The following is an 18,904-nucleotide window of genomic DNA, read 5'->3' on the forward strand; positions in this document are numbered from 1 at the left end:
GTGCTGGCGGGCTCGGTGCTGGTGCTGGTGGTGGCGCCGGTGCTGCTGGCGCTGGGGCTCGAGGCGCAGCCGGCGGTCGCGGCGGCATGGGTGCCGGTGGCATGGGCGCCGGCCGAGGCGGCGGCAAGGGCGGCGAAGACGACGAGCACGAGCGTCCGTCGTGGCTCGAAGAGCAGGACGACGTCTGGATGAACGACATGCCCAAGACCGCGCCTCCGGTTCTGGGCGAGTAACAGCACTTCAGGACGTGGTCCGGTGGTGGTTCGACAGAATCACCACCGGACCGCGGTGATTGGGGAGGAACCAAACGGTGAGCGTGTTGGGGCGCTGGCAGATGCTGCCGGTTCATCTTGACGTCGTTCTCAAGTACTTGGAGATCGACGGGCTGACGCTGCCGCTCAACTCCCGCTCCTTCGGATACACCACGGAGCACCTCGGCCGGATCGCCCAGGCGGAGACGGAGCGCATGGTCGCTGCCGGGATCCTCGTCAACGACGAGGTCCAGCCGAACCTCGTCGAGGCGCTGAAGCTGCTCGCCCACCCCTACCTGTGGGTGGATTCGATCTGGTTCCCGCAAGCCGGCGAAGACCACTGCTGGCGGACGGTCGCGGCGGTGACCGAGGGCAACCGGGTGGTGCTCGGCGTGCAGACCCCGAGCGAAGACCCCGCCTACGGCGGAATGCTGACCGTCGAGGTGCACGAGAACGCTCCGCTGCCGCAGGTGCTGCTGCCGACCTTGCCGCCTGCTCCGCCGGGCAATCGCGGCCCGGCGCGGGTGCCTGCCAGCTCGTTCCGCCCGGCCCAGCCGGACGAGGACGAGCAGGGCAGCTTCATGCAGACCGCGACGCGGGAGCGCGGCAGCAGCGGCGACCGCGAGTACGAGCTGTACCAGCAGATCGGCAAGACCCAGCACCTCCGGTTCGGCCAGCTCGCGGCCAACCTCCGCGACCAGTACGGGCGCACGAAGCGCTCGTCGGTCGTCAAGTGGTTCGACAACGTCGAACCCGACGGTCGTTACCTCGACCACAACGTGCGCGGCAACACCGGCGAGCAGATCTACATGCTCACCCCGGCCGATGCGCGGGCGATCGGGGCCGAGATCGAGCGGTTGATCGCTCAGGTGCGGTGACGCTGCGGTGCTTCGCGGTTTCGAAGCGTGGTGAAGGGGGCACGCGCAGCTGCGGGCGTCGCACGTAGGCTGCATGGCATGGTCGAACCCCAGCTGCATCGCGTTACGTTGCCCAACGGGCTGCGCGTGGTGCTGGCACCGGACTCGGCAGCGGGCCAAGCGTCAGGGCGGGCTCCTGTGGTCGGTGTCAGCGTGCACTACGACGTGGGCTTCCGTTCCGAGCCGGAAGGGCGCACCGGCTTCGCGCACCTCTTCGAGCACCTGATGTTCCAGGGCAGCGAGAGCTTGGAGAAGCTCGCGCACTTCCGCCACGTGCAGGGCTCCGGTGGCACCTTCAACGGTTCGACGCACCAGGACTACACCGACTACTACCAGGTGCTGCCGTCGGCGGCGCTGGAGCGGGCGCTGTTCCTCGAGGCGGACCGGATGCGGGCGCCGAAGATCACCGAGGAGAACCTGCGCAACCAGGTGGACGTGGTCAAGGAGGAGATCCGGCTCAACGTCCTCAACCGCCCCTACGGCGGGTTCCCGTGGATCCTGCTGCCCCCGGTGCTGTACTCGACCTTCGCCAACGCGCACAACGGCTACGGCGACTTCACCGACCTCGAGCAGGCGACCGTCGACGACTGCGCCGCCTTCTTCGACACCTTCTACGCTCCCGGCAACGCGGTGCTCACCATCGCCGGTGACATCGACGTCGAGCGCACCGTCGAGCTGGTCGACAAGCACTTCGGCGACGTCCCGGCCCGCGATGTCCCGCAGCGGCCGTCGTTCGGCGAGCCGTTCCCGGCCGGTGAGCTGCGCGGCAAGCACGCGGACCCGCACGCGCCGCTGCCCGCGGTCGCCCTGGGCTACCGGCTGCCCGACCCGGTCGGCGAGCTGGACGCCTACCTGGCCGACGTGGTGCTGGCCGCGATCCTGACCGACGGCGACGCCTCGCGCCTGCAGCAGCGCATGCTGCACCAGGACTCGCTGGTGGTCGACGTGCACGCCGGTTGCGGTCTGATGGGCGCCCCGCTGGACGCCCGCGACCCGGACACCTTCACCATCACCGCGATCCACACCCCGGAGGTCGGGCTGGACCGGGTGGTCGGCGCGATCGACGACGAGCTCGAGAAGCTGGCCACCGACGGTCCGAGCCGCGACGAGCTCGCCCGCGTCACCGCCCGCTGGGCCGCCGACCTGCACCGGGGGCACGACCGGGTGATCTCCCGGACCCTCGACCTGGGCAGCGCCGAGCTGCTGCACGGCCGGGCCGAGCTGATCTCCGAGCTGCCGAAGCGGATCGGCGAGGTCACCGCCGAGGACGTCGCGGCGGCGGCGAAGGCGCTGCGCTCCGACGCCCGCGCCGTGCTGGAGATCGAACCCGCTGGTGATGAGAACGGAGGTGCGGCATGACCCGCGCAACGCACCGCAGCGCCGAGGAGATCGGCCGCACCGAGCTGGGTCCGCGGCCGCTGCCGCCGCTCGGCGAACCCCGCACCGGTCAGCCGCCGGCCACCGTGGACACCGTGCTGGGCAACGGGCTGCGCGTGATCGCCGCCCGACACGGCGTGGTGCCGATGGTCGAGGTGCGCCTGCGGATCCCGTTCGCCGGTGAGGACCCGAAGCACGCGGCGCGCGCCGAGGTGCTGGCCGAGACGCTGCTGACCGGCACCGAGCGCCGCAGCCGCGTGCAGATGGACACCGATCTGGCCGCGGTCGGCGGCGACCTGAACGCGGTCGTCGACCCGGAGCGGCTCAGCCTCCACGGCAACGCCCTGGCCACCGGTCTGGACACGCTGCTCGACGTGCTCGCCGACGCGCTGACCAGCGCGGCCTACCGCGAGGAGGAGATCACCGGGGAACGCGCCCGGCTGGTCGAGCGGATCGCCGTCGCGCGCTCGCAGCCGCGGGTGATCGCGCGGGAGGAGCTGCAGCGCCAGCGCTACGGCGACCACCCGTTCGTCCGCGAGGTGCCGGAGGCCGAGGACGTCGCCGCGGTCACCGCGGACGAGGTCCGCGCGCTGCACCCGGCGGCGGTCCTGCCGCGCGGCTCGGTGCTGGTGCTCGTCGGTGACATCGACCCCGAGCAGGCCGTGGCCTCCGTCGAGCGGATCCTGGGCGCCTGGCAGTCCGAGCACAGCGCTCACGAGCTGCCGTCGCTGCCGGTCGTGCAGGGCGGTGACGTGAAGCTGGTGCACCGGCCCGGTGCGGTGCAGTCGCAGCTGCGGTTCTCGGCGCAGGCGCTGCCGCGCACCGACCCGCAGTACCCGGCGCTGCAGATCGCGAACCTGACCTTCGGCGGGTACTTCTCGTCGCGGCTGGTGGAGAACATCCGCGAGGACAAGGGCTACACCTACGGCGCGCACTCCTCGTTCGAGTTCACCCCCGGCAACGGCACGCTCCTGGTGGACGCCGACACGGCCAGCGAGGTGACCGCGGCTGCGCTGCTGGAAACCCGCTACGAGCTGGCGCGGTTGTCGCTGGTGCCGCCGACCGAGTCCGAGGTCGAGTCGGCCCGGCAGTACGCCATCGGCGGTCTGCTCACCTCCACGGCGTCGCAGTCCGGGATGGCCTCCACGCTGCTCGCGCTGGCGGTGGCCGGGTTGACGAAGGACTGGCTGGTCGAGCACCCGGAGCGGCTGCGCGGGGTGACCGTCGAGCAGGTGGCGGAGGCGGCGAAGTGGTTCGCGCCGACCTCGTTCACCGGTGTTGTCGTCGGCGACGCGGACAAGCTGGCGGACCAGTTGAGGCTGCTCGGCGGTGTGGTGCTGCCGTGATCGAGTTATCCGGTGAGGCGGGCGAATGACCTCCAACGTGTTCGCGGGAACGGGTTTCCAGCTGGATTCCGCACCGCTGCTGTCCAGGTCCACAGTGGACCGGCGGGAGCAGCTGCGGGACGTCGCCGACGGCGGCGCCGAGCTGTGGGCGACCGGCAAGGTGGTGCTGGTCGACGCCAAGGGCCGCACCCAGATCGACGCGGGTTCGCGGCTGGTGGCCCACCCGGCAGGTGACTTCGGCGAACGCCCCGCCCCCGGCGCGGTGCTGCTCGGGGTCGAGGGCGAGGTCAGCTACTGGGCGCTGCGCAGCGATCACGACGGCGCGCAGGACGGCTGGCGCGATCTGCGCACCGGCGGTGCGCTGCTCAACGACACCGACGCGGGTCTGTTCACCACCGCGGTCGGGCTGCTCGGCTGGCACGACAACGCGCGCTACTGCGCGGTGTGCGGCGCGGCCACGACGCGCGTGAGCGCTGGCTGGGCGCGCCGGTGCACGGGGTGCGACCGCGAGGAGTACCCGCGGACCGATCCCGCGGTGATCTGCCTGGTGCACGACGGCGAGGACCGCGTGCTGCTGGCCCGCCAGCCGAGCTGGCCGGCCGAGCGGTACTCGGTGCTGGCCGGGTTCGTCGAGGTCGGCGAGTCGCTGGAGGCGTGCGTCGCGCGCGAGATCGCCGAGGAAGTCGGGGTGGCCGTCGACGAGGTCCGCTACCTGGGCAGCCAGCCGTGGCCGTTCCCGCGGTCGCTGATGCTCGGCTTCGCCGCGATCGCCGACCCGTCGGCGCCGCTGGTCCCGGCCGACGGCGAGATCGAGGACGCCCGCTGGATGCACCGGGACACGGTGCTGGCGGCGCTGCAGTCCGAGGGAGGCGCGGTCGACGGACTCCGCCTGCCGCCCAGCGTCTCCATCGCCCACCGCATGATCCGCGGCTGGGCCACCTGGCAGAGCTGATCGCGGGGCCGGTCGGACCCGCTCCGACCGGCCCCGGATCACGCCGGCGAACCCATCGACGCCGAATGCATTTCCCCAGTTCACCGGCATGATCACCGCTCGATTGCGCGGGTGAACCACTCGGTGGCGGTTCTCGACACGCGGTTCGGTCTTCGGGGTGTGGCCCCGATCGGGCGAGCAGGTCTGCGAAGATGCCGGGCATGGCCGAACAACCGCGACTCCTGGAAGGTCTCGATCCGGAGCAGCGGCAGGCGGTCATCGCACCACGCGGGCCCGTGTGCGTCCTCGCCGGTGCGGGCACCGGCAAGACCCGGACCATCACCCACCGCATCGCCTACCTCGTGCAGCGCGGGCTCGTCGCGCCGCAGCAGGTGCTCGCGGTGACCTTCACCGCTCGTGCGGCGGGGGAGATGCGCACCCGGCTGCGCGGCCTGGACGCGGCGGGGGTGCAGGCCCAGACCTTCCACGCCGCGGCGTTCCGGCAGCTGCGCTACTTCTGGCCGCGGGTGCACGAAACGCACATGTGGCAGCTGACGGACAACAAGTTCCGGCTGATGATGCAGGCCGCGAACAAGATCGGGCTGTCCACCGAGAAGGAGGACGTCCGGGACCTGGCCAGCGAGATCGAGTGGGCCAAGTCCTCGCTGATCGGCCCGGAGCAGTACCCGGCCGCCGCTGCCGCCGCCGGGCGCGACGTCCCGGTGCTGCCCGAGCAGCTGAGCAAGGCCTTCGCGGCCTACGAGCAGCTCAAGAACCGCGCGCAGGTCCTCGACTTCGACGACCTGCTGCTGCACATCGCGGCGATCCTGGAGGACCGCTCCGACATCGCCGAGGAGTTCCGCAGCCGCTACCGCTCGTTCGTGGTGGACGAGTACCAGGACGTCAACCCGCTGCAGCAGCGCGTGCTCGACGCCTGGCTCGGCAACCGCGACGACCTCACGGTGGTCGGCGACGCGAACCAGACGATCTACTCGTTCGCGGGCGCTTCGCCGAAGTGGCTGATCGCGTTCCCGCGCCGGTTCCCGGAGGCCACCGTGGTCCGCCTGGAGCGGGACTACCGCAGCACGCCGCAGGTGGTGTCGCTGGCCAACCAGGTCATCGGTGCGGCCCGGGAGCGCCCGGCGGGCACCCGGCTGAAGCTGATCGGCCAGCGCCCGGACGGGCCGCGCCCGGACTTCGCCGAGTACGACGACGAGACCGAGGAGGCGGAGGCGATCGCGCGCAAGATCGCTCAGCTGGCCAAGCGCGGGGTGGCGCTGTCGGAGATCGCGGTGCTGTTCCGGGTCAACGCGCAGTCGGAGGTCTACGAGAAGGCGCTGTCCGACGCCGAGATCCCGTACCAGGTCCGCGGCGGTGAGCGCTTCTTCGCGCGTGCCGAGGTGCGGCAGGCGATGGTCACGTTGCGGGCTGCCGTCGCCCGCGACGAAGGCGCGCAAGACCTGCCCGCAACCGTCCGCGACGTGCTGCTCGAGGTCGGACTGACCGACGAGCCGCCGGCCGGTGGCGCTGCCCGTGAGCGCTGGGAGTCGTTGATAGCGCTCGTGGAGCTCTCCGAGGAGCTCGCGGCGACGGTGCCCGACGCGGACCTGGCCCGCTACGTCGCGGAGCTGGACGCGCGCGCCGAGTCGCAGCACCCGCCGACGGTCGAGGGCGTCACGCTGGCCTCGCTGCACGCGGCGAAGGGCTTGGAGTGGGACGCGGTGTTCCTCGCCGGTCTGGTCGAGGGGACGCTGCCGATCCAGCACGCCGACACCGATGCGGCGGTCGAGGAGGAGCGCAGGCTGCTCTACGTCGGGGTGACCCGGGCCCGCGAGCACCTGTGCTTGTCGTGGGCGCTGGCGCGCGCCGGCGGTCGGCGCTACCGGCGCCGCAGCCGGTTCCTGTACAGCCTGGTCCCGGACGAGCACCCGGCCGCGCTGCCGGGCCGGGTCAAGCAGCGCGAGCAGCTGCCGAAGCTGGCCAAGCCGGTCAAACCGCGTTGCCGGATCTGCAACGCCACGCTGGCCGGCACGATGGACATCAAGCTGGGGCGCTGCGCGGACTGCCCGTCCGATGTGGACGAAGACCTGCTGTCCCAGCTGAAGGCGTGGCGCAGCGAGCGGGCCCGGCAGTTGAAGGTGCCCGCCTACGTGGTGTTCACCGATGCCACGCTGACCGCGATCGCCGAGCAGCGCCCGGTCGACGAGAGCGCGCTGGTGAGCATCTCCGGGATCGGGGCGTCGAAGGTGCAGAAGTTCGGCACCGACGTCCTCGCGCTGGTCGCGGGCGACCGTCCCGGCGCGAGGTAAAACGCCTGGTGGTGGCGTTTTTCAGGCCATCGGGCGGAATCTTTGAAAAATACGTTGCGACCGGTGCCGCCCTGCCAATAACCTGCAGGAGCGCGAGTTGCGGTCGACCGGACCGCGATCTGAAGCCCTGGATGGGAGGTGGCTCTGGTGTTCACGAATCTGATCAACAGCACCCCCTGCCACCTGATGGCCGGGGCCATCGCGCTGTTCCGTATCACTTTTGCGCCGTTCCCAGCTGATTCTCACGGCGGTTATGGCCGAAAGTTCCAGCCGCGTTGGTTCCGCGCGCTCCCGGTGAGCGCGGTGGCCCCGCGTAGGTCCGTTCGTCGGCGAATCCCTGATCCACTGATCTAGGGGCGCCTCTCAGGCTTCTCGAAGGCCGCGGACCAGCGTTTGGGTCCGCGGCCTTCTTGTGTTGCCGACATTTCCACATCCACAACCACGACCTGCTTCCGATCGACTACAGGAGGAAGTCGCATGTTGACCGCGAGTGTGCCGATATCGAACTCGGGCACGGACTTGCAGCCAGCTGCTGACAGCGTCGCCGGGCTGCTCAACAGCGCACCTGGCCTGGACGACGAGCTGCCCTGCCGACAGGACCCGGACCTGTGGTTCGCCGAGAACCCACGGGAACTGGACCAGGCCAAGGCGCGGTGCGCCGACTGCCCGATCCGGGCGCAGTGCCTTGCCGGTGCGGTGTCCCGCGGCGAGCCCTGGGGCGTCTGGGGCGGCGAGATCTTCGAGCGCGGTGCGGTGGTCGCCCGCAAGCGCCCGCGCGGCCGCCCGCGCAAGCACCCGCTGCCCGCCGACCGGCCGGCCGCAGTCCCGAACCGCCGCCAGGAGCAGGCGGCGTAACGCCGATCCGATCAACGACCCCGTGCTCCGGCACTTCGACGAACGAGGAATGAGCAATGGCACCTGAAGAGATGACCCGGTTGCGGATGATCGAACTGCGCGAGGAAGCGCATCGACAACGCCTTGCACGGAACATGTCCGCCGGGCGCTGGTGGCGGTGGCTGGCCGCCTACGCGCACCGGCGGGCCGATTCCGCGCAGCGATGTTTCTGATCGTCGCCGAACCACGTTGAGGCACAACGGGTTTCCGGTCGCCGTCGCATTCTGGGCGACAGCGACCGGAAACCGTGCACCTTGAGAACTGCAAAGCGGAAAACGTGCGTCGTAGGGTTGTCGTTCGTGGGTATGCATTCGCACGACAACATCGACTGGGACGCGCACCTGGAGCGCTTGCGGGCGGCCGACGAGCTGAACGCGCCTGAGATCGCGGAGGTGGTCGGCAAGCTGGTGCGGCCGGGGGACCGCACCGTGCTGGAGATCGGCGCCGGGGCCGGCGGCACCGCGGCCGCGTTCGCCGCGGCGCTGGCGGAATCCGGTGGCGATGTGACGGTGGTGGACACCGCGCCGGAACTGCTCGCGGCGGCCGGGGAGCGGGCCGGGGCGGTGTCGGACCGGGTGACCGTGCACGCGGTCCGGGCCGACGCCGCCGAGGACGGGCTGGCCGAGGCGGTGGTGCAGGCCGGAGCGCCTGCCCAGGCCGATCTGGTGTTCGCCGCGTTCGTCGTGCACCACCTGCCGGACCAGCTGGCCGGGCTGCGGCGGCTCGCTGAGCTGGTGCGTCCGGGCGGCCGGCTGGCGATCATCGAGTTCGGGCTGCAGACCAGGGTGCTGCCCGACGACGTCGGACTGGGCGAGCCCGGGCTCGAGGCGAGGCTGATCGCTGCGCGCGACCAGTCGTTCCAGCAAATGCGCGCCGAGATGGACGGTTCGGCTCGGCTGCCGGTGGGCTGGGGCAAGGCGTTGAGCCAGGCCGGGCTGTCCGACGTGCGCTCGTGGAGCTACCTGGTGGACCGGCCGGCTCCGCTGGACGAGGTCGGCCGCAGCGCGGTGCTCCGCCGGCTGCAACTGCTGCGCAGACACGCGGAGGACGGACTGGCCCCGGCGGATCTCGAAGCGCTCGACCAGCTGGTGGACGAGAGCGGCGAGCACTGCGCCGCGAACCGCGACGACGTCTACTACCTGACCGCCAACACGGTCCACGTCGGAACCCGGTGACGGCAGCGGTCAGTCGGTGAAGCCGGGCTGCCACCGGGCGATGATGTCGCGGGCCCCGACCTCCGCGTCGAGCTGGCACAGGATCCCGGTCGCGCCCAGCGTCACGCGGTGGATGAGCAGGTAGTCCGGGGGCAGGTTCAGCGAGCGGCCGGTGCGGAAGTCGGGGCTGCGCAGATCACCGACCCGCTCGGCCTGCCGCTGCAGCCAACGCCGGGTGAAGCGGAACGTCGAGGTGCGGACGGGGTCGACGAACGGGGCCAGGTAGGCCAGCACGTCCTCGCCCCGCAGCTCGCGGTCGGGCTGCACGAACCGCTCGGCGCGCAGCAGGTCGAGCAGCTCGGCGGGCTTGTCCTCCAGGGCCAGGCGGACCATCCGGCCGAAGGTGGTGGGCAGGCCGTCGGGCAGCCGGGACACCGCGCCGAAGTCGATCACGCAGAGCCGGCCGTCCGGCAGCAGCATGAAGTTGCCGGGATGCGGATCGGCGTGCAGCAGTCCGACCCGCGAAGGCGCGGAGTAGTGGAACTCGGCGAGCAGCTGACCGGCGGTGTCGCGCTGCTCGCGGTCGCCGTCGGCGATGATCCGCGAGTACGGGGTGCCGGTCACCCACTCCGTGACGACCACCTTGGGGGCGCTCGCCACCACCGCGGGCACCCGGACGCGCTCGTCGTCCTTGAACACCTTGGCGAAGGCCCGCTGGTTGTCGGCCTCGGTGCGGTAGTCCAGCTCCTCGACCATCCGGTCCTGCAGCTCGGTCAGCAGGGGCTTGACCTCCGCGCCGGGCGCCAGCGACTGGAACAGCCGGGAGAACCGCGTCAGCTGGCGCAGATCGGAGCGCAGCGCCTCGTCCGCGCCCAGGTACTGGACCTTCACCGCGACCTCGCGGCCGTCGTGCCAGACCGCCCGGTGGACCTGGCCGATGCTGGCCGCGGCGGCGGGGGTGTCGTCGAACTCGCTGAACCGCTTGCGCCAGCCGCTGCCGAGCTGCTCGGTCAGCACCCGGTGCACGCTGCCGGCCTCCATGGGCGGAGCGGCGGCCTGCAGCTTGGTGAGCGCCTCGCGGTACGGGCCGGCCATCTCGTCGGGAACGGCTGCTTCGAAGACGCTCAGCGCTTGGCCGAACTTCATCGCGCCGCCCTTGAGCTGGCCGAGCACGGAGAACAGCTGCTCCGCGGTCTTGGCCGACACCTCGGCGTTGATCTGGGCGGCGTCCTGGCCGGTGAGCCGCTTGCCCCAGCCGGCCGCCAGTCGACCGGCGACACCCAGCGGCAGGCTGGCGAGCTTGGCGGTGCGGTGCGCTGCCCGGCGCGGGATGTCGGCCACGAATTCTCCTTGGTGCGCGCAGGAAAACCCTCCCGATCCCGGAGGCGTCCGAAGACGCGTTCGAAATCGGGGAACCCAGTCACATGCTAGAGGTTTCCGGGCGCGCCTTGGGGCGCGATGGCCAGGTTGGCGCGGACTTTGCGACGCCAGGTGGATTCGATTGCTCCGCCGATCTGCGGAGAACGGTGCGAGGCGTCTTTCCGGGTGAAGTCAGCCGGAATCGCGGGTGCGAACCGCTCGAGCGCGGTTTGCGCATTTCGCCTGGTGCGAACCATTGCGGGCGGGAGAGGGCGCATGCGTCCCCGGCGCAGCGGTGGGCGACCGCTGCGGCGTCCGGCGGGTCGTCGGACAGGCGGGTGGGCCTGCGGCGGCCCACCCGGGCCCGGGTCACGCCTTGCCGAGGATGCGGGTCATCTTGGTGCCGCAGACCGGGCAGGTGCCCTTGGCCATCCGGCGACCGTTGGTCTCGGAGACCTCGCCGGAGAAGTCGCGCTTCTCGCGGCACTTGACGCAGTAGCCGTTGTAGGTCTCGGCCACGGCTCCCCTCCTTAATGTCGTGACCCAGCTCGCTGGCTGGATCGGCTGCGCCCTCCTCCGGGCGGCTGGGGGAACGGTACATGTGGGCTATACGACATGCATGCATTAAGAGCATCGCATGTTCGACTTAATCGGGTAATCCCTCGAGGGGTAACGGTGCGTAGGCGATGTGGTGCGGCTCACCGGAGGATCCGATTGTCGGCCTTACTCGCTAGGGTCCATTTTCGTGGCTGAACCCGAGGTCGAGGTGCGCCGCAGCAAGCGCCGCCGCCAAACGGTGAGCGCCTATCGCGACGGTGACAAGATCGTGGTGCTGCTTCCGGCGCGGATGACCCGTGCGGAAGAAAAGCGCTGGGTGGCGGACATGCTCAGCCGTCTCCAGCGAAGCGAAACGCGTCGCCGCTCGCCTGCGCGCGAGTCCGACGAGGCGCTCGTCGAGCGCTGCCACGAGCTGTCCGAGAAGTACCTGGACGGCCGGGCCGAACCGAACGGTGTGCGGTGGGTGGCGCCGATGCGCACCCGCTGGGCCTCCTGCACCCCGAGCGAGGCCACCATCCGGGTGAGTCGACGCCTCCGAGATGTACCCGGTTGGGTGCTCGATTACGTGCTCGTCCACGAGCTGGCGCACCTGCTGGTGCCCGGTCACGGCCCGGACTTCTGGAAGTGGGTTCGCCGCTACCCGAAGACCGAGCGGGCCATCGGCTACCTGGAAGGGCTCTCCGCGGCCGCGCACCTCGACATCGAAGCGGACGGCGACGGGACCCGGTGAGGAATCTGTCCTCGAACTCGTCCTGCGAGTCCCTGAACAGCACGACGGGCTGAGGAACGTCCCCGAGGGGGTGTCGCTCAGCCCGTCGGTCAGCAGGTCAGGACTGGTCGTCGCGCTTCGGCCGGTCCTCGCCCGTGCCGTCTTCGCCGGTGTCGTTCTCGCCGGACTTCGCGGCCTCTTCGGCCTCGGCGCGGCGGATCGCGGCGATCGGGTCGTCCAGGTCGGCGGGGGTGCTGCCCCAGCGGTCGGCGAAGTCGAGCGGCTCGTCCAGGTCCGAGCTGTCCGGCAGCAGGTCCGGGTGGTCCCAGATCCGGTCCCGGCTCTCGGCGCCGTGCCGCTCGGTCATCAGCCGCCACAGGTTCGCCGCGTCCCGCATCCGGCGCGGGCGCAGCTCCAGGCCGATCAGCGTGGCGAAGGTCTGCTCGGCGGGACCACCGGTCGCCCGGCGGCGCCGCACCATCTCGCCCAGCGCGTCGGCACCCGGCAGCCGTTCGCCGACGGCATCGGAGACGACCACGTCGACCCAGCCCTCGACCAGCGCGAGCAGCGTCTCCAGCCGCTTCAGCGCGGCCTCCTGCTCCGGGGTGGTCTTGGGCTCGAGCATCCCGGAGCCCATCAGCTCCTGCATCGAGCTCGGGTTGGACGGATCGATCTTCCCGGCCAGGTCTTCCAGCGCCGAGGTGTCGATGCTGATGCCGCGCGCGTACTCCTCGACGGTGGCGAGCAGTCGCTGCGCCAACCACGGCACGTGGCTGAACAGGCGGTGGTGCGCGGCTTCGCGGGCGGCCAGGAACACCGTCGCCTCGCTGACCGGCCGGTCCATGCCCTCCACGAAGGCCTGGATGTTGGCGGGCAGCAGCGCGGCGGTGCCGGTCGGGCCGAGCGGCAGGCCGACGTCGGTGGAGGTCAGCACCTCGCTGCCGAGCTGGGCCAGGCCGTTGCCGAGCTGCGAGCCGAAGGTCATGCCGCCCATCTGGCCGAGCATGGACAGCAGCGGGCCGGCGGCCTGCTTGGCCTCCTCCGGCAGCGCCTCCAGCCAGGCGCTGGACATCCGCTGGGCCACCGGGTCGCACAGCCGCTGCCAGGTGGGCAGCGTCTTCTCCACCCAGTCCACGGACGACCAGGTCTGCACCGAGCGCACGCCGGCGGGCAGCGAGGTGGCGGCGTCGAGCCAGAGCTCGGCGAGCCGCACCGCGTCGTCGATCGCCTTGACCTGCTCCTGGCTGGGGCGTTCGGTGCGCTGGTTGTTGTGCAGCTGCTGCACCGCGAGCTGCTTGGCGAGGTCGTAGTTCACCGGCCCGCCGCCGGACCCGCCGGGGCCGGCGCTGCCGGAGCTGAGCGCCTGGCCGAGCTGGGTCAGCATCTGGCCGAGCTGGCTCATGTCGAAGTTGGGCATGCCGCCCGGACCGGGCATGCCGGCGAAACCGAAGGGAGTGTCCCCGAAGTTTCCGGCGCCACCCTCAGAGCGGCCTTTCGACGAGTCGCCCTTGTCGGGGTCGTCTGGGTCCTGCGAGCCGAACCCGAACGGCAAGTTGGTCATACATCCACGGTACGCGGCCTGAGCCGCCAGGTAGAAGCCGTCCGGCGCTCGATGTGCGCGAACACCGCACACATCGCCAACAGCGAACACGTACGCTGTCGCCTCGTGAACCGCCGTACCTGGACGCTGCTGATGAGCGTCGTGCTGGTTGTCGCCTTCGGCTTGCTCGGTGCGTTCGTCCGGGTGCCGTACGTGGCGCTCGGTCCGGGACCGACGTACGACACCCTCGGACTCGACGGCGACACGCCCGTCATCAGCATCGATGGTCAGCAGACCTTCCCGACCGGCGGTCACCTGAACATGACCACGGTGTCGGTGACCGACCAGCTGTCGGTGTTCGGCGCGCTCGGCCTGTGGGCCAGCGGGCGCTACGCGCTGGCGCCGCGCGATCTGTACTTCCCGCCGGACAAGAGCGAGCAGCAGATCGAGCAGGAGAACACCGAGGCGTTCAACGACTCGCAGACCACCGCGGAGACGGCGGCCCTGAGCTACCTCGGCTACCCGAAGAAGGTGCTGGCCGGGCAGATCGTCAAGGGCAGCCCGGCGGACGGCGTGCTGGCGCCGGGGGACCGCCTGCTGGAGGCCAACGGCCGACCGGTGACCGACCCGCAGGCGCTGCGGTCGGCCCTGAACGGCACCAAGGCCGGTGACCGGGTGGAGATCCGGTTCCGCCACGACGACCAGCCGGAGCAGGTCGCCAGCGTGCAGCTCGCGCAGGGTCCGGAGGGGCACGACCAGGGCTTCCTCGGGGTGGCGGCGATCGAGCGCCCGGACGTCAACTTCGACATCAAGATCAGCCTGGCGGACGTGGGCGGGCCCTCGGCGGGCCTGATGTTCACGCTGGCGATCATCGACAAGCTCACGCCGGGCGAGCTCAACGGCGGCCAGTTCGTGGCGGGCACCGGGGAGATCACCCCGGACGGCCAGGTGAACCCGATCGGCGGAATCCCGTTCAAGATGATCAAGGCCCGGGAAGCCGGGGCGACGACCTTCCTGGTGCCGGACGGCAACTGCGCGGAGGCGAAGGCGCAGGCTCCGGACGGCCTCCAGCTGGCCCGGGTGGCCACCCTCCAGGACGCCACCAAGGCGCTCGACGCCATCCGCGAGGGCAAGGTCCCGACCAGCTGCTGACCTCGCGAAGCCTGTTTTCAGGCTTGTTCAACCGAAGACCAAGATCAGAGAAGCCCCCTGGGAGCGAGTCGTTCCCAGGGGGCTTCTCCGCACTTCAGGGGTGCGAGATCACTCCGCGAAGGTCGCGTGCAGCGCGGCGAGCAGGTTCGGCGCCAGCGAGGTGTCCGCGAGGAGCTCGCTCTCCTCGCCGTCCTCGACGCGCAGGCGCATCACGCAGAACTCGGCACCGTTGCGCAGCACCGACGCGACCAGTCGCGCCTCGCGGCGCTCCGGGTGCTCGGCGGCGACCTTGCTCGCCTCCGCCGCGTCGCTCGGGAGCCCGGCCTCCGCCTCCGGCGGCAGCACCACGATCTCCTGCACCAGCGCGCACCCGGCGACCTGCTCCGGCCACTCGATGTGGCCCAGCGCTTCGGCGAGGTCCTCGGCGGGCAGGGACTCCTGGGCGATCGGGGTGAGCGGCGATGCCGGGTCGAGCTGGTCGGCCAGCCCCGGTTCGGCGGCCAGCAGGCTCTGCGTGGACACCAGGGCGAACACCTGGGTGGGCTGGTCCCACCCGGCGGCGGCGACGAACTCCTCGACCTCGCGGGTGGCCGTCGGCAGCGCCGCGGTCAGGTCGTGTTCGGGGGTCTGCGACATGTCGTTCATGGTCGCACCGCCGCGGCGGCCCGAACGGCGCACCCCGGCGCGGCGAGATGTCGGATTAATCCAATTCGCGAAGCCCCTTCCAGGAACTTCACACCGGGGCCGTAGAGTTGAACATCACGAGGGCGGTCGGTGGTGGTTGGCACCGGCACCGCCCCCACCTGCCCGCTGATCGTCACCAGGAGCGTGCGCTGTGGCCATGCGGCCCCCGGTCGGAATGCCGAAACTGTCCCGGCGAAGTCGGATACTGCTGATCCTGGGCGGCATCGTGCTGGTCGCCCTGATCGCCGGATCGCGTCTGCTGGGCACCTACGTGGACTGGCTCTGGTACGGGGAGGTCGGCTATCGGGGGGTCTTCACCACCCAGCTGTTCTCCCGTGCCGGGCTCGGAGTGGGCGCCGCGGTCTTCCTCGGCGTGGTGCTGGGCCTGAACCTGTGGTTGGCCTACCGCAACCGGCCGGTGTTCGTGCCGATCAGCGGCCCGGACGACCCGCTGGCGCGGTACCGCACGGTGGTCACCGAGCGGTCCCGGCTGTTCGGCCTGGGCATCCCGATCGTGATCGGCGTGATCGGCGGGCTGGCCGCGCAGGCCGACTGGCAGACCCTGCAGCTGTGGCTGCACAGCGTGCCGTTCGGGCAGACCGACCCGGAGTTCGGCAACGACATCAGCTTCTACACGTTCCAGCTGCCGTTCTGGCGGCTGCTGCTGTCGTGGGCGTTCATCGCGGTCACCGTGTCGTTCATCGGTGCGCTGATCACCCACTACATCTTCGGCGGCATCCGGCTGGCTGGTCGCTCCGGGCAGCTGTCCATGCCCGCGCGCGTCCAGCTCGCGGTGCTGGCCGGGCTGTTCGTGCTGCTCAAGGCGGTCAGCTACTTCCTGGACCGCTACGACCTGCTGCTGTCCCAGCGCAACTCGCTGTTCACCGGTGCCAGCTACACCGACCTGAACGCGGTGATGCCCGCCAAGCTGATCCTGATGTGCATCGCGGTGTTCTGCGCCCTGGCGTTCTTCGCGGTGATCTTCCTGAAGAACCTGCAGATCCCGGCGCTGGCCGCGGTGCTGCTGGTGCTGTCCAGCGTGGTGGTCGGCGCGGTGTGGCCGGCCCTGCTCGAGCAGTTCTCGGTGCGGCCGAACGCCAACCAGCGCGAGGCCGAGTCGATCGAGCGCAACCTGGCGGCGACGAAGTCGGCGTTCGGCATCGGCCCGGACAAGGTCGACATCACCGACTACCCGGGCCGCACCCAGCTGCAGCCCAACGAGGTCGCCGCGGACAAGGGCACCATCCCGAACATCCGGCTGCTGGACCCGAACGTGCTGGCCCCGACGTTCACCCAGCTGACCCAGCAGTACAACTTCTACGGCTTCACCGACAAGCTGGACGTCGACCGCTACCGCGACGGCGACGGCAAGCTCCGCGACTACCTGGTGGCGCTGCGCGAGCTCAACACCGACGGCCTGGCGGTCAACCAGCAGAACTGGATCAACCGGCACACCGTCTACACGCACGGCAACGGTTTCGTCGCCGCGCCGGCCGACCGGGTCGACTCGACCTTCCGCGAAGGCGCCACCCAGGGCGGCTACCCGGTCTTCCAGATCAGCGACGTGGCCAACGACGGCAAGGGCGCCATCCCGGTCAAGCAGCCGCGCGTCTACTACGGCGAGCTGGTGGGCCGCAACGACTACGTGATCGTCGGCGGCAACCCGGGCGAGGCGCCGCGCGAGTACGACACCGACCAGCAGCAGTACACCTACACCGGCCTCGGCGGTGTCCCGGTCGGCAACCTGTTCCAGCGGATGGTCTTCGCCGCCTACTACGGCGAGCGGAACTTCCTGTTCAGCGGTGTGATCGGCAGCGACTCGAAGATCATGTACGAGCGCAACCCGCGAGACCGCGTGCAGAAGGTCGCGCCCTGGCTGAAGCTCGACGGCGACCCGTACCCGGCGGTGGTCGACGGCCGCATCAAGTGGATCGTCGACGGCTACACCACGCTGAACAACTACCCGTACTCGCAGCTGACCGAGCTGGGCGAGGCCACCAACGACACCCTCACCGGCGTCGAGCGGCAGCCGAACCAGCAGATCAACTACATCCGCAACTCGGTCAAGGCGACCGTCGACGCCTACGACGGCAACGTCGAGCTCTACTCGGTGGACGACAAGGACCCGGTGCTCAAGGCCTGGGAGGGCGTGTTCCCGGGCGTGGTCAAGCCGTCCAGCGAGATCAGCCCCGAGCTGCGCGACCACTTCCGGTACCCGGAGGACATCTTCAAGGTGCAGCGCAAGCTGCTCACCGAGTACCACGTCGACAACCCGGGCGACTTCTTCTCCACCCAGACCTTCTGGGAGGTGCCGTCCGACCCGACCGCTCGCGGCAACACGGCCAGCGCCGAAGGGCAGCAGCCGCCCTACTACGTGCTGGCGCAGATCGGTGACCAGAAGGACCCGACCTTCCAGCTGACCAGTGCGCTCACCGCGCTGAAGCGGCAGAACATGTCGGCGTGGGTTTCGGCCTCCTCGGATCCGCAGGACTACGGCAAGCTCAGGGTGCTGAGATTGCCGACCAACACCCTCACGCCGGGTCCGAACCAGGTGCAGAACCAGATGGAGTCGACTCCGGAGGTCACCGAGAACCGCACCCTGTTCAACAACCCGAACGTCAACGCGATCTTCGGCAACCTGCTGACGCTGCCGGTGGCGGGCGGTCTGCTCTACATCGAGCCGATCTACATCCAGCGCAACGAGCAGGAGTCCTACCCGCAGCTGGCCCGGGTGCTGGTGTCCTTCGGCGGCAAGGTCGGCTTCTCCGAGACCCTGCAGGGCGCGCTGGACCAGGTGTTCGGCTCCGGCGCCGGGCAGGGCACCCAGACCGGCGAGCACCAGCAGCCGCCGGCACCGGGGCAGACCCCGCCGCCGGGGCAGACGCCGGGCGGCAACCCGGAGCTGGACAAGTCCGTCAGCGACATCCGGGCCGCCCTGGAGCACGTCCGGAAGGCGCAGCAGTCCGGCAACTTCGGTGACCTGGGCTCGGCCTACCAGCAGCTCGACGACGCCATCAAGCGCTTCGAGAAGTCGCAGGGCAGCGGCGGCTGACCAGCCGATTCGCAGTGAGGGGCGAGGACCGCGGCGGTCCTCGCCCCTCGGCGTTTCCGAGACGTCCGATCGGGTGCAGAATGCCGTGCGTCACTTTTCAGGCCCCCGGATTTGCACTAGGCTTCCGCAGTCCGTAAGGTTAAGGACACACGACGCGGGGTGGAGCAGTTCGGTAGCTCGCTGGGCTCATAACCCAGAGGTCGCAGGTTCGAATCCTGTCCCCGCTACCATTCGAATGGTCAAGGGCCCCGACGATGTCGGGGCCCTTTTCCCGTTGGACTTCATTTCCATGCGGGGGCCGAGCCCCCGTAAACCCCCACGGTGCGGTGGTCGCTTTTCGTCGGCTCCTCGCCTGGGGGTGCGTTCCCGGCCTGGGTGGAGACCAGCTTTTTGGCTTTGCCGTCGGTGGTGGTCCTGCGCCGGGGAGCGCGGCGAAATCTCTGTTCTCGGGGTTCTGCGGCCTTCCGGGGTTGGATAGACCTTTCGGTGGGGTGTTTTTGCTGGTGGGGATGGGTTTTTTGGGTTTTGGGGACCCCCTTGTCGGTGGGGTTTTGGGGGTGTGTAAAGTTAGCGGCACAACAGAAGAGCGCAGCCGGAAAGGTTGCTGGCGCGGGGTGGAGCAGTTCGGTAGCTCGCTGGGCTCATAACCCAGAGGTCGCAGGTTCGAATCC

General features: G+C 70.3%; 15 protein-coding genes, 1 tRNA gene and 1 pseudogene. 13 read left to right on the top strand and 4 right to left on the bottom strand.

All coding sequences use genetic code 11. From position 1 onward, the window contains the following. The 9 genes and pseudogenes from ABTZ89_RS18860 to ABTZ89_RS18900 all read left to right on the top strand — a co-directional run. Positions 1-233: pseudogene (locus ABTZ89_RS18860) on the top strand (PPE domain-containing protein); the annotation flags it as partial. A gap of 77 nt (positions 234-310) precedes the next feature. After that, the gene (locus ABTZ89_RS18865; RefSeq protein ID WP_270950262.1) at positions 311-1,129 is read left to right on the top strand and encodes an ESX secretion-associated protein EspG; all 819 of its coding nucleotides are present in this window, start codon (positions 311-313) and stop codon (positions 1,127-1,129) included. 78 nt (positions 1,130-1,207) lie between these two features. Further along, complete coding sequence (locus ABTZ89_RS18870; RefSeq protein WP_351046304.1) at positions 1,208-2,527, top strand: M16 family metallopeptidase; 1,320 nt, start codon at positions 1,208-1,210, stop codon at positions 2,525-2,527. Then, positions 2,524-3,891 carry a M16 family metallopeptidase gene (locus ABTZ89_RS18875; RefSeq protein ID WP_351046307.1) on the top strand — a complete coding sequence of 456 codons (1,368 nt, stop codon included), beginning with the start codon at positions 2,524-2,526 and terminating at the stop codon, positions 3,889-3,891. The genes ABTZ89_RS18870 and ABTZ89_RS18875 overlap by 4 nt, the downstream gene beginning before the upstream one ends. A gap of 25 nt (positions 3,892-3,916) precedes the next feature. After that, complete coding sequence (gene nudC / locus ABTZ89_RS18880; protein ID WP_270950259.1) at positions 3,917-4,843, top strand: NAD(+) diphosphatase; 927 nt, start codon at positions 3,917-3,919, stop codon at positions 4,841-4,843. A 200-nt stretch (positions 4,844-5,043) separates the two neighbouring features. Continuing rightward, positions 5,044-7,131 (top strand): ATP-dependent DNA helicase UvrD2, encoded by a 2,088-nt coding sequence (locus ABTZ89_RS18885; protein ID WP_270950258.1) that lies wholly within the window; start codon positions 5,044-5,046, stop codon positions 7,129-7,131. 477 nt (positions 7,132-7,608) lie between these two features. Then, the gene (locus tag ABTZ89_RS18890; protein WP_270950257.1) at positions 7,609-7,986 is read left to right on the top strand and encodes a WhiB family transcriptional regulator; all 378 of its coding nucleotides are present in this window, start codon (positions 7,609-7,611) and stop codon (positions 7,984-7,986) included. A 56-nt stretch (positions 7,987-8,042) separates the two neighbouring features. Then, positions 8,043-8,198, top strand: coding sequence for a hypothetical protein (locus ABTZ89_RS18895; RefSeq protein ID WP_270950256.1), 156 nt, complete (start codon positions 8,043-8,045; stop codon positions 8,196-8,198). Between the two features lie 132 nt (positions 8,199-8,330). Further along, positions 8,331-9,200, top strand: a complete 870-nt coding sequence (locus tag ABTZ89_RS18900) for a methyltransferase (protein WP_351046322.1) — start codon at positions 8,331-8,333, stop codon at positions 9,198-9,200. Positions 9,201-9,209: 9 nt separating this feature from the next. On the opposite strand, the gene ABTZ89_RS18905 is transcribed toward ABTZ89_RS18900, so the two are convergent. After that, a complete protein-coding gene (locus ABTZ89_RS18905; RefSeq protein WP_351046313.1) occupies positions 9,210-10,520 on the bottom strand; it encodes an ABC1 kinase family protein in 1,311 nt (436 codons plus the stop codon). Positions 10,521-10,907: 387 nt separating this feature from the next. Beyond that, positions 10,908-11,057: a DUF5679 domain-containing protein gene (locus ABTZ89_RS18910; protein WP_010693945.1), complete on the bottom strand. Its 150-nt coding sequence runs from the start codon at positions 11,055-11,057 to the stop codon at positions 10,908-10,910. A 226-nt stretch (positions 11,058-11,283) separates the two neighbouring features. Between ABTZ89_RS18910 and ABTZ89_RS18915 the strand changes: the two genes are divergently transcribed. Next, positions 11,284-11,826 carry a M48 metallopeptidase family protein gene (locus ABTZ89_RS18915; protein WP_270950254.1) on the top strand — a complete coding sequence of 181 codons (543 nt, stop codon included), beginning with the start codon at positions 11,284-11,286 and terminating at the stop codon, positions 11,824-11,826. Between the two features lie 97 nt (positions 11,827-11,923). On the opposite strand, the gene ABTZ89_RS18920 is transcribed toward ABTZ89_RS18915, so the two are convergent. After that, positions 11,924-13,366, bottom strand: a complete 1,443-nt coding sequence (locus ABTZ89_RS18920) for a zinc-dependent metalloprotease (protein ID WP_351046317.1) — start codon at positions 13,364-13,366, stop codon at positions 11,924-11,926. Positions 13,367-13,471: 105 nt separating this feature from the next. On the opposite strand from ABTZ89_RS18920, the gene ABTZ89_RS18925 reads away from it, so the two are divergent. Further along, a complete protein-coding gene (locus ABTZ89_RS18925; protein WP_270950252.1) occupies positions 13,472-14,497 on the top strand; it encodes a YlbL family protein in 1,026 nt (341 codons plus the stop codon). A 108-nt stretch (positions 14,498-14,605) separates the two neighbouring features. On the opposite strand, the gene ABTZ89_RS18930 is transcribed toward ABTZ89_RS18925, so the two are convergent. Continuing rightward, positions 14,606-15,133 carry a PPA1309 family protein gene (locus ABTZ89_RS18930; protein WP_270950251.1) on the bottom strand — a complete coding sequence of 176 codons (528 nt, stop codon included), beginning with the start codon at positions 15,131-15,133 and terminating at the stop codon, positions 14,606-14,608. 205 nt (positions 15,134-15,338) lie between these two features. Here ABTZ89_RS18930 and ABTZ89_RS18935 point away from each other — a divergent pair, with 205 nt between their 5' ends. Together ABTZ89_RS18935 and ABTZ89_RS18940 are read left to right on the top strand one after the other, a co-directional pair. After that, entirely contained in the window at positions 15,339-18,233 is a 2,895-nt protein-coding gene (locus tag ABTZ89_RS18935) for a UPF0182 family protein (RefSeq protein ID WP_270950283.1), read from the top strand. 153 nt (positions 18,234-18,386) lie between these two features. Next, positions 18,387-18,463: transfer RNA gene (locus ABTZ89_RS18940), tRNA-Met, on the top strand. The last annotated feature ends 441 nt before the right edge of the window (positions 18,464-18,904 follow it).

The organism is Saccharopolyspora sp. NPDC002686, assembly GCF_040295745.1.
In the GTDB taxonomy this organism is placed as follows: domain Bacteria; phylum Actinomycetota; class Actinomycetes; order Mycobacteriales; family Pseudonocardiaceae; genus Saccharopolyspora; species Saccharopolyspora oryzae.

Bases quoted from the DNA above. Each gene is read 5' to 3' on its own strand.
- ABTZ89_RS18870 (WP_351046304.1), top strand. From the start codon at position 1,208: ATGGTCGAACCCCAGCTGCATCGCGTTACGTTGCCCAACGGGCTGCGC.
- ABTZ89_RS18875 (WP_351046307.1), top strand. From the start codon at position 2,524: ATGACCCGCGCAACGCACCGCAGCGCCGAGGAGATCGGCCGCACCGAG.
- nudC (WP_270950259.1), top strand. From the start codon at position 3,917: ATGACCTCCAACGTGTTCGCGGGAACGGGTTTCCAGCTGGATTCCGCA.
- ABTZ89_RS18885 (WP_270950258.1), top strand. From the start codon at position 5,044: ATGGCCGAACAACCGCGACTCCTGGAAGGTCTCGATCCGGAGCAGCGG.
- ABTZ89_RS18890 (WP_270950257.1), top strand. From the start codon at position 7,609: ATGTTGACCGCGAGTGTGCCGATATCGAACTCGGGCACGGACTTGCAG.
- ABTZ89_RS18895 (WP_270950256.1), top strand. From the start codon at position 8,043: ATGGCACCTGAAGAGATGACCCGGTTGCGGATGATCGAACTGCGCGAG.
- ABTZ89_RS18900 (WP_351046322.1), top strand. From the start codon at position 8,331: ATGCATTCGCACGACAACATCGACTGGGACGCGCACCTGGAGCGCTTG.
- ABTZ89_RS18920 (WP_351046317.1), bottom strand. From the start codon at position 13,366: ATGACCAACTTGCCGTTCGGGTTCGGCTCGCAGGACCCAGACGACCCC.
- ABTZ89_RS18930 (WP_270950251.1), bottom strand. From the start codon at position 15,133: ATGTCGCAGACCCCCGAACACGACCTGACCGCGGCGCTGCCGACGGCC.
- ABTZ89_RS18935 (WP_270950283.1), top strand. From the start codon at position 15,339: ATGCGGCCCCCGGTCGGAATGCCGAAACTGTCCCGGCGAAGTCGGATA.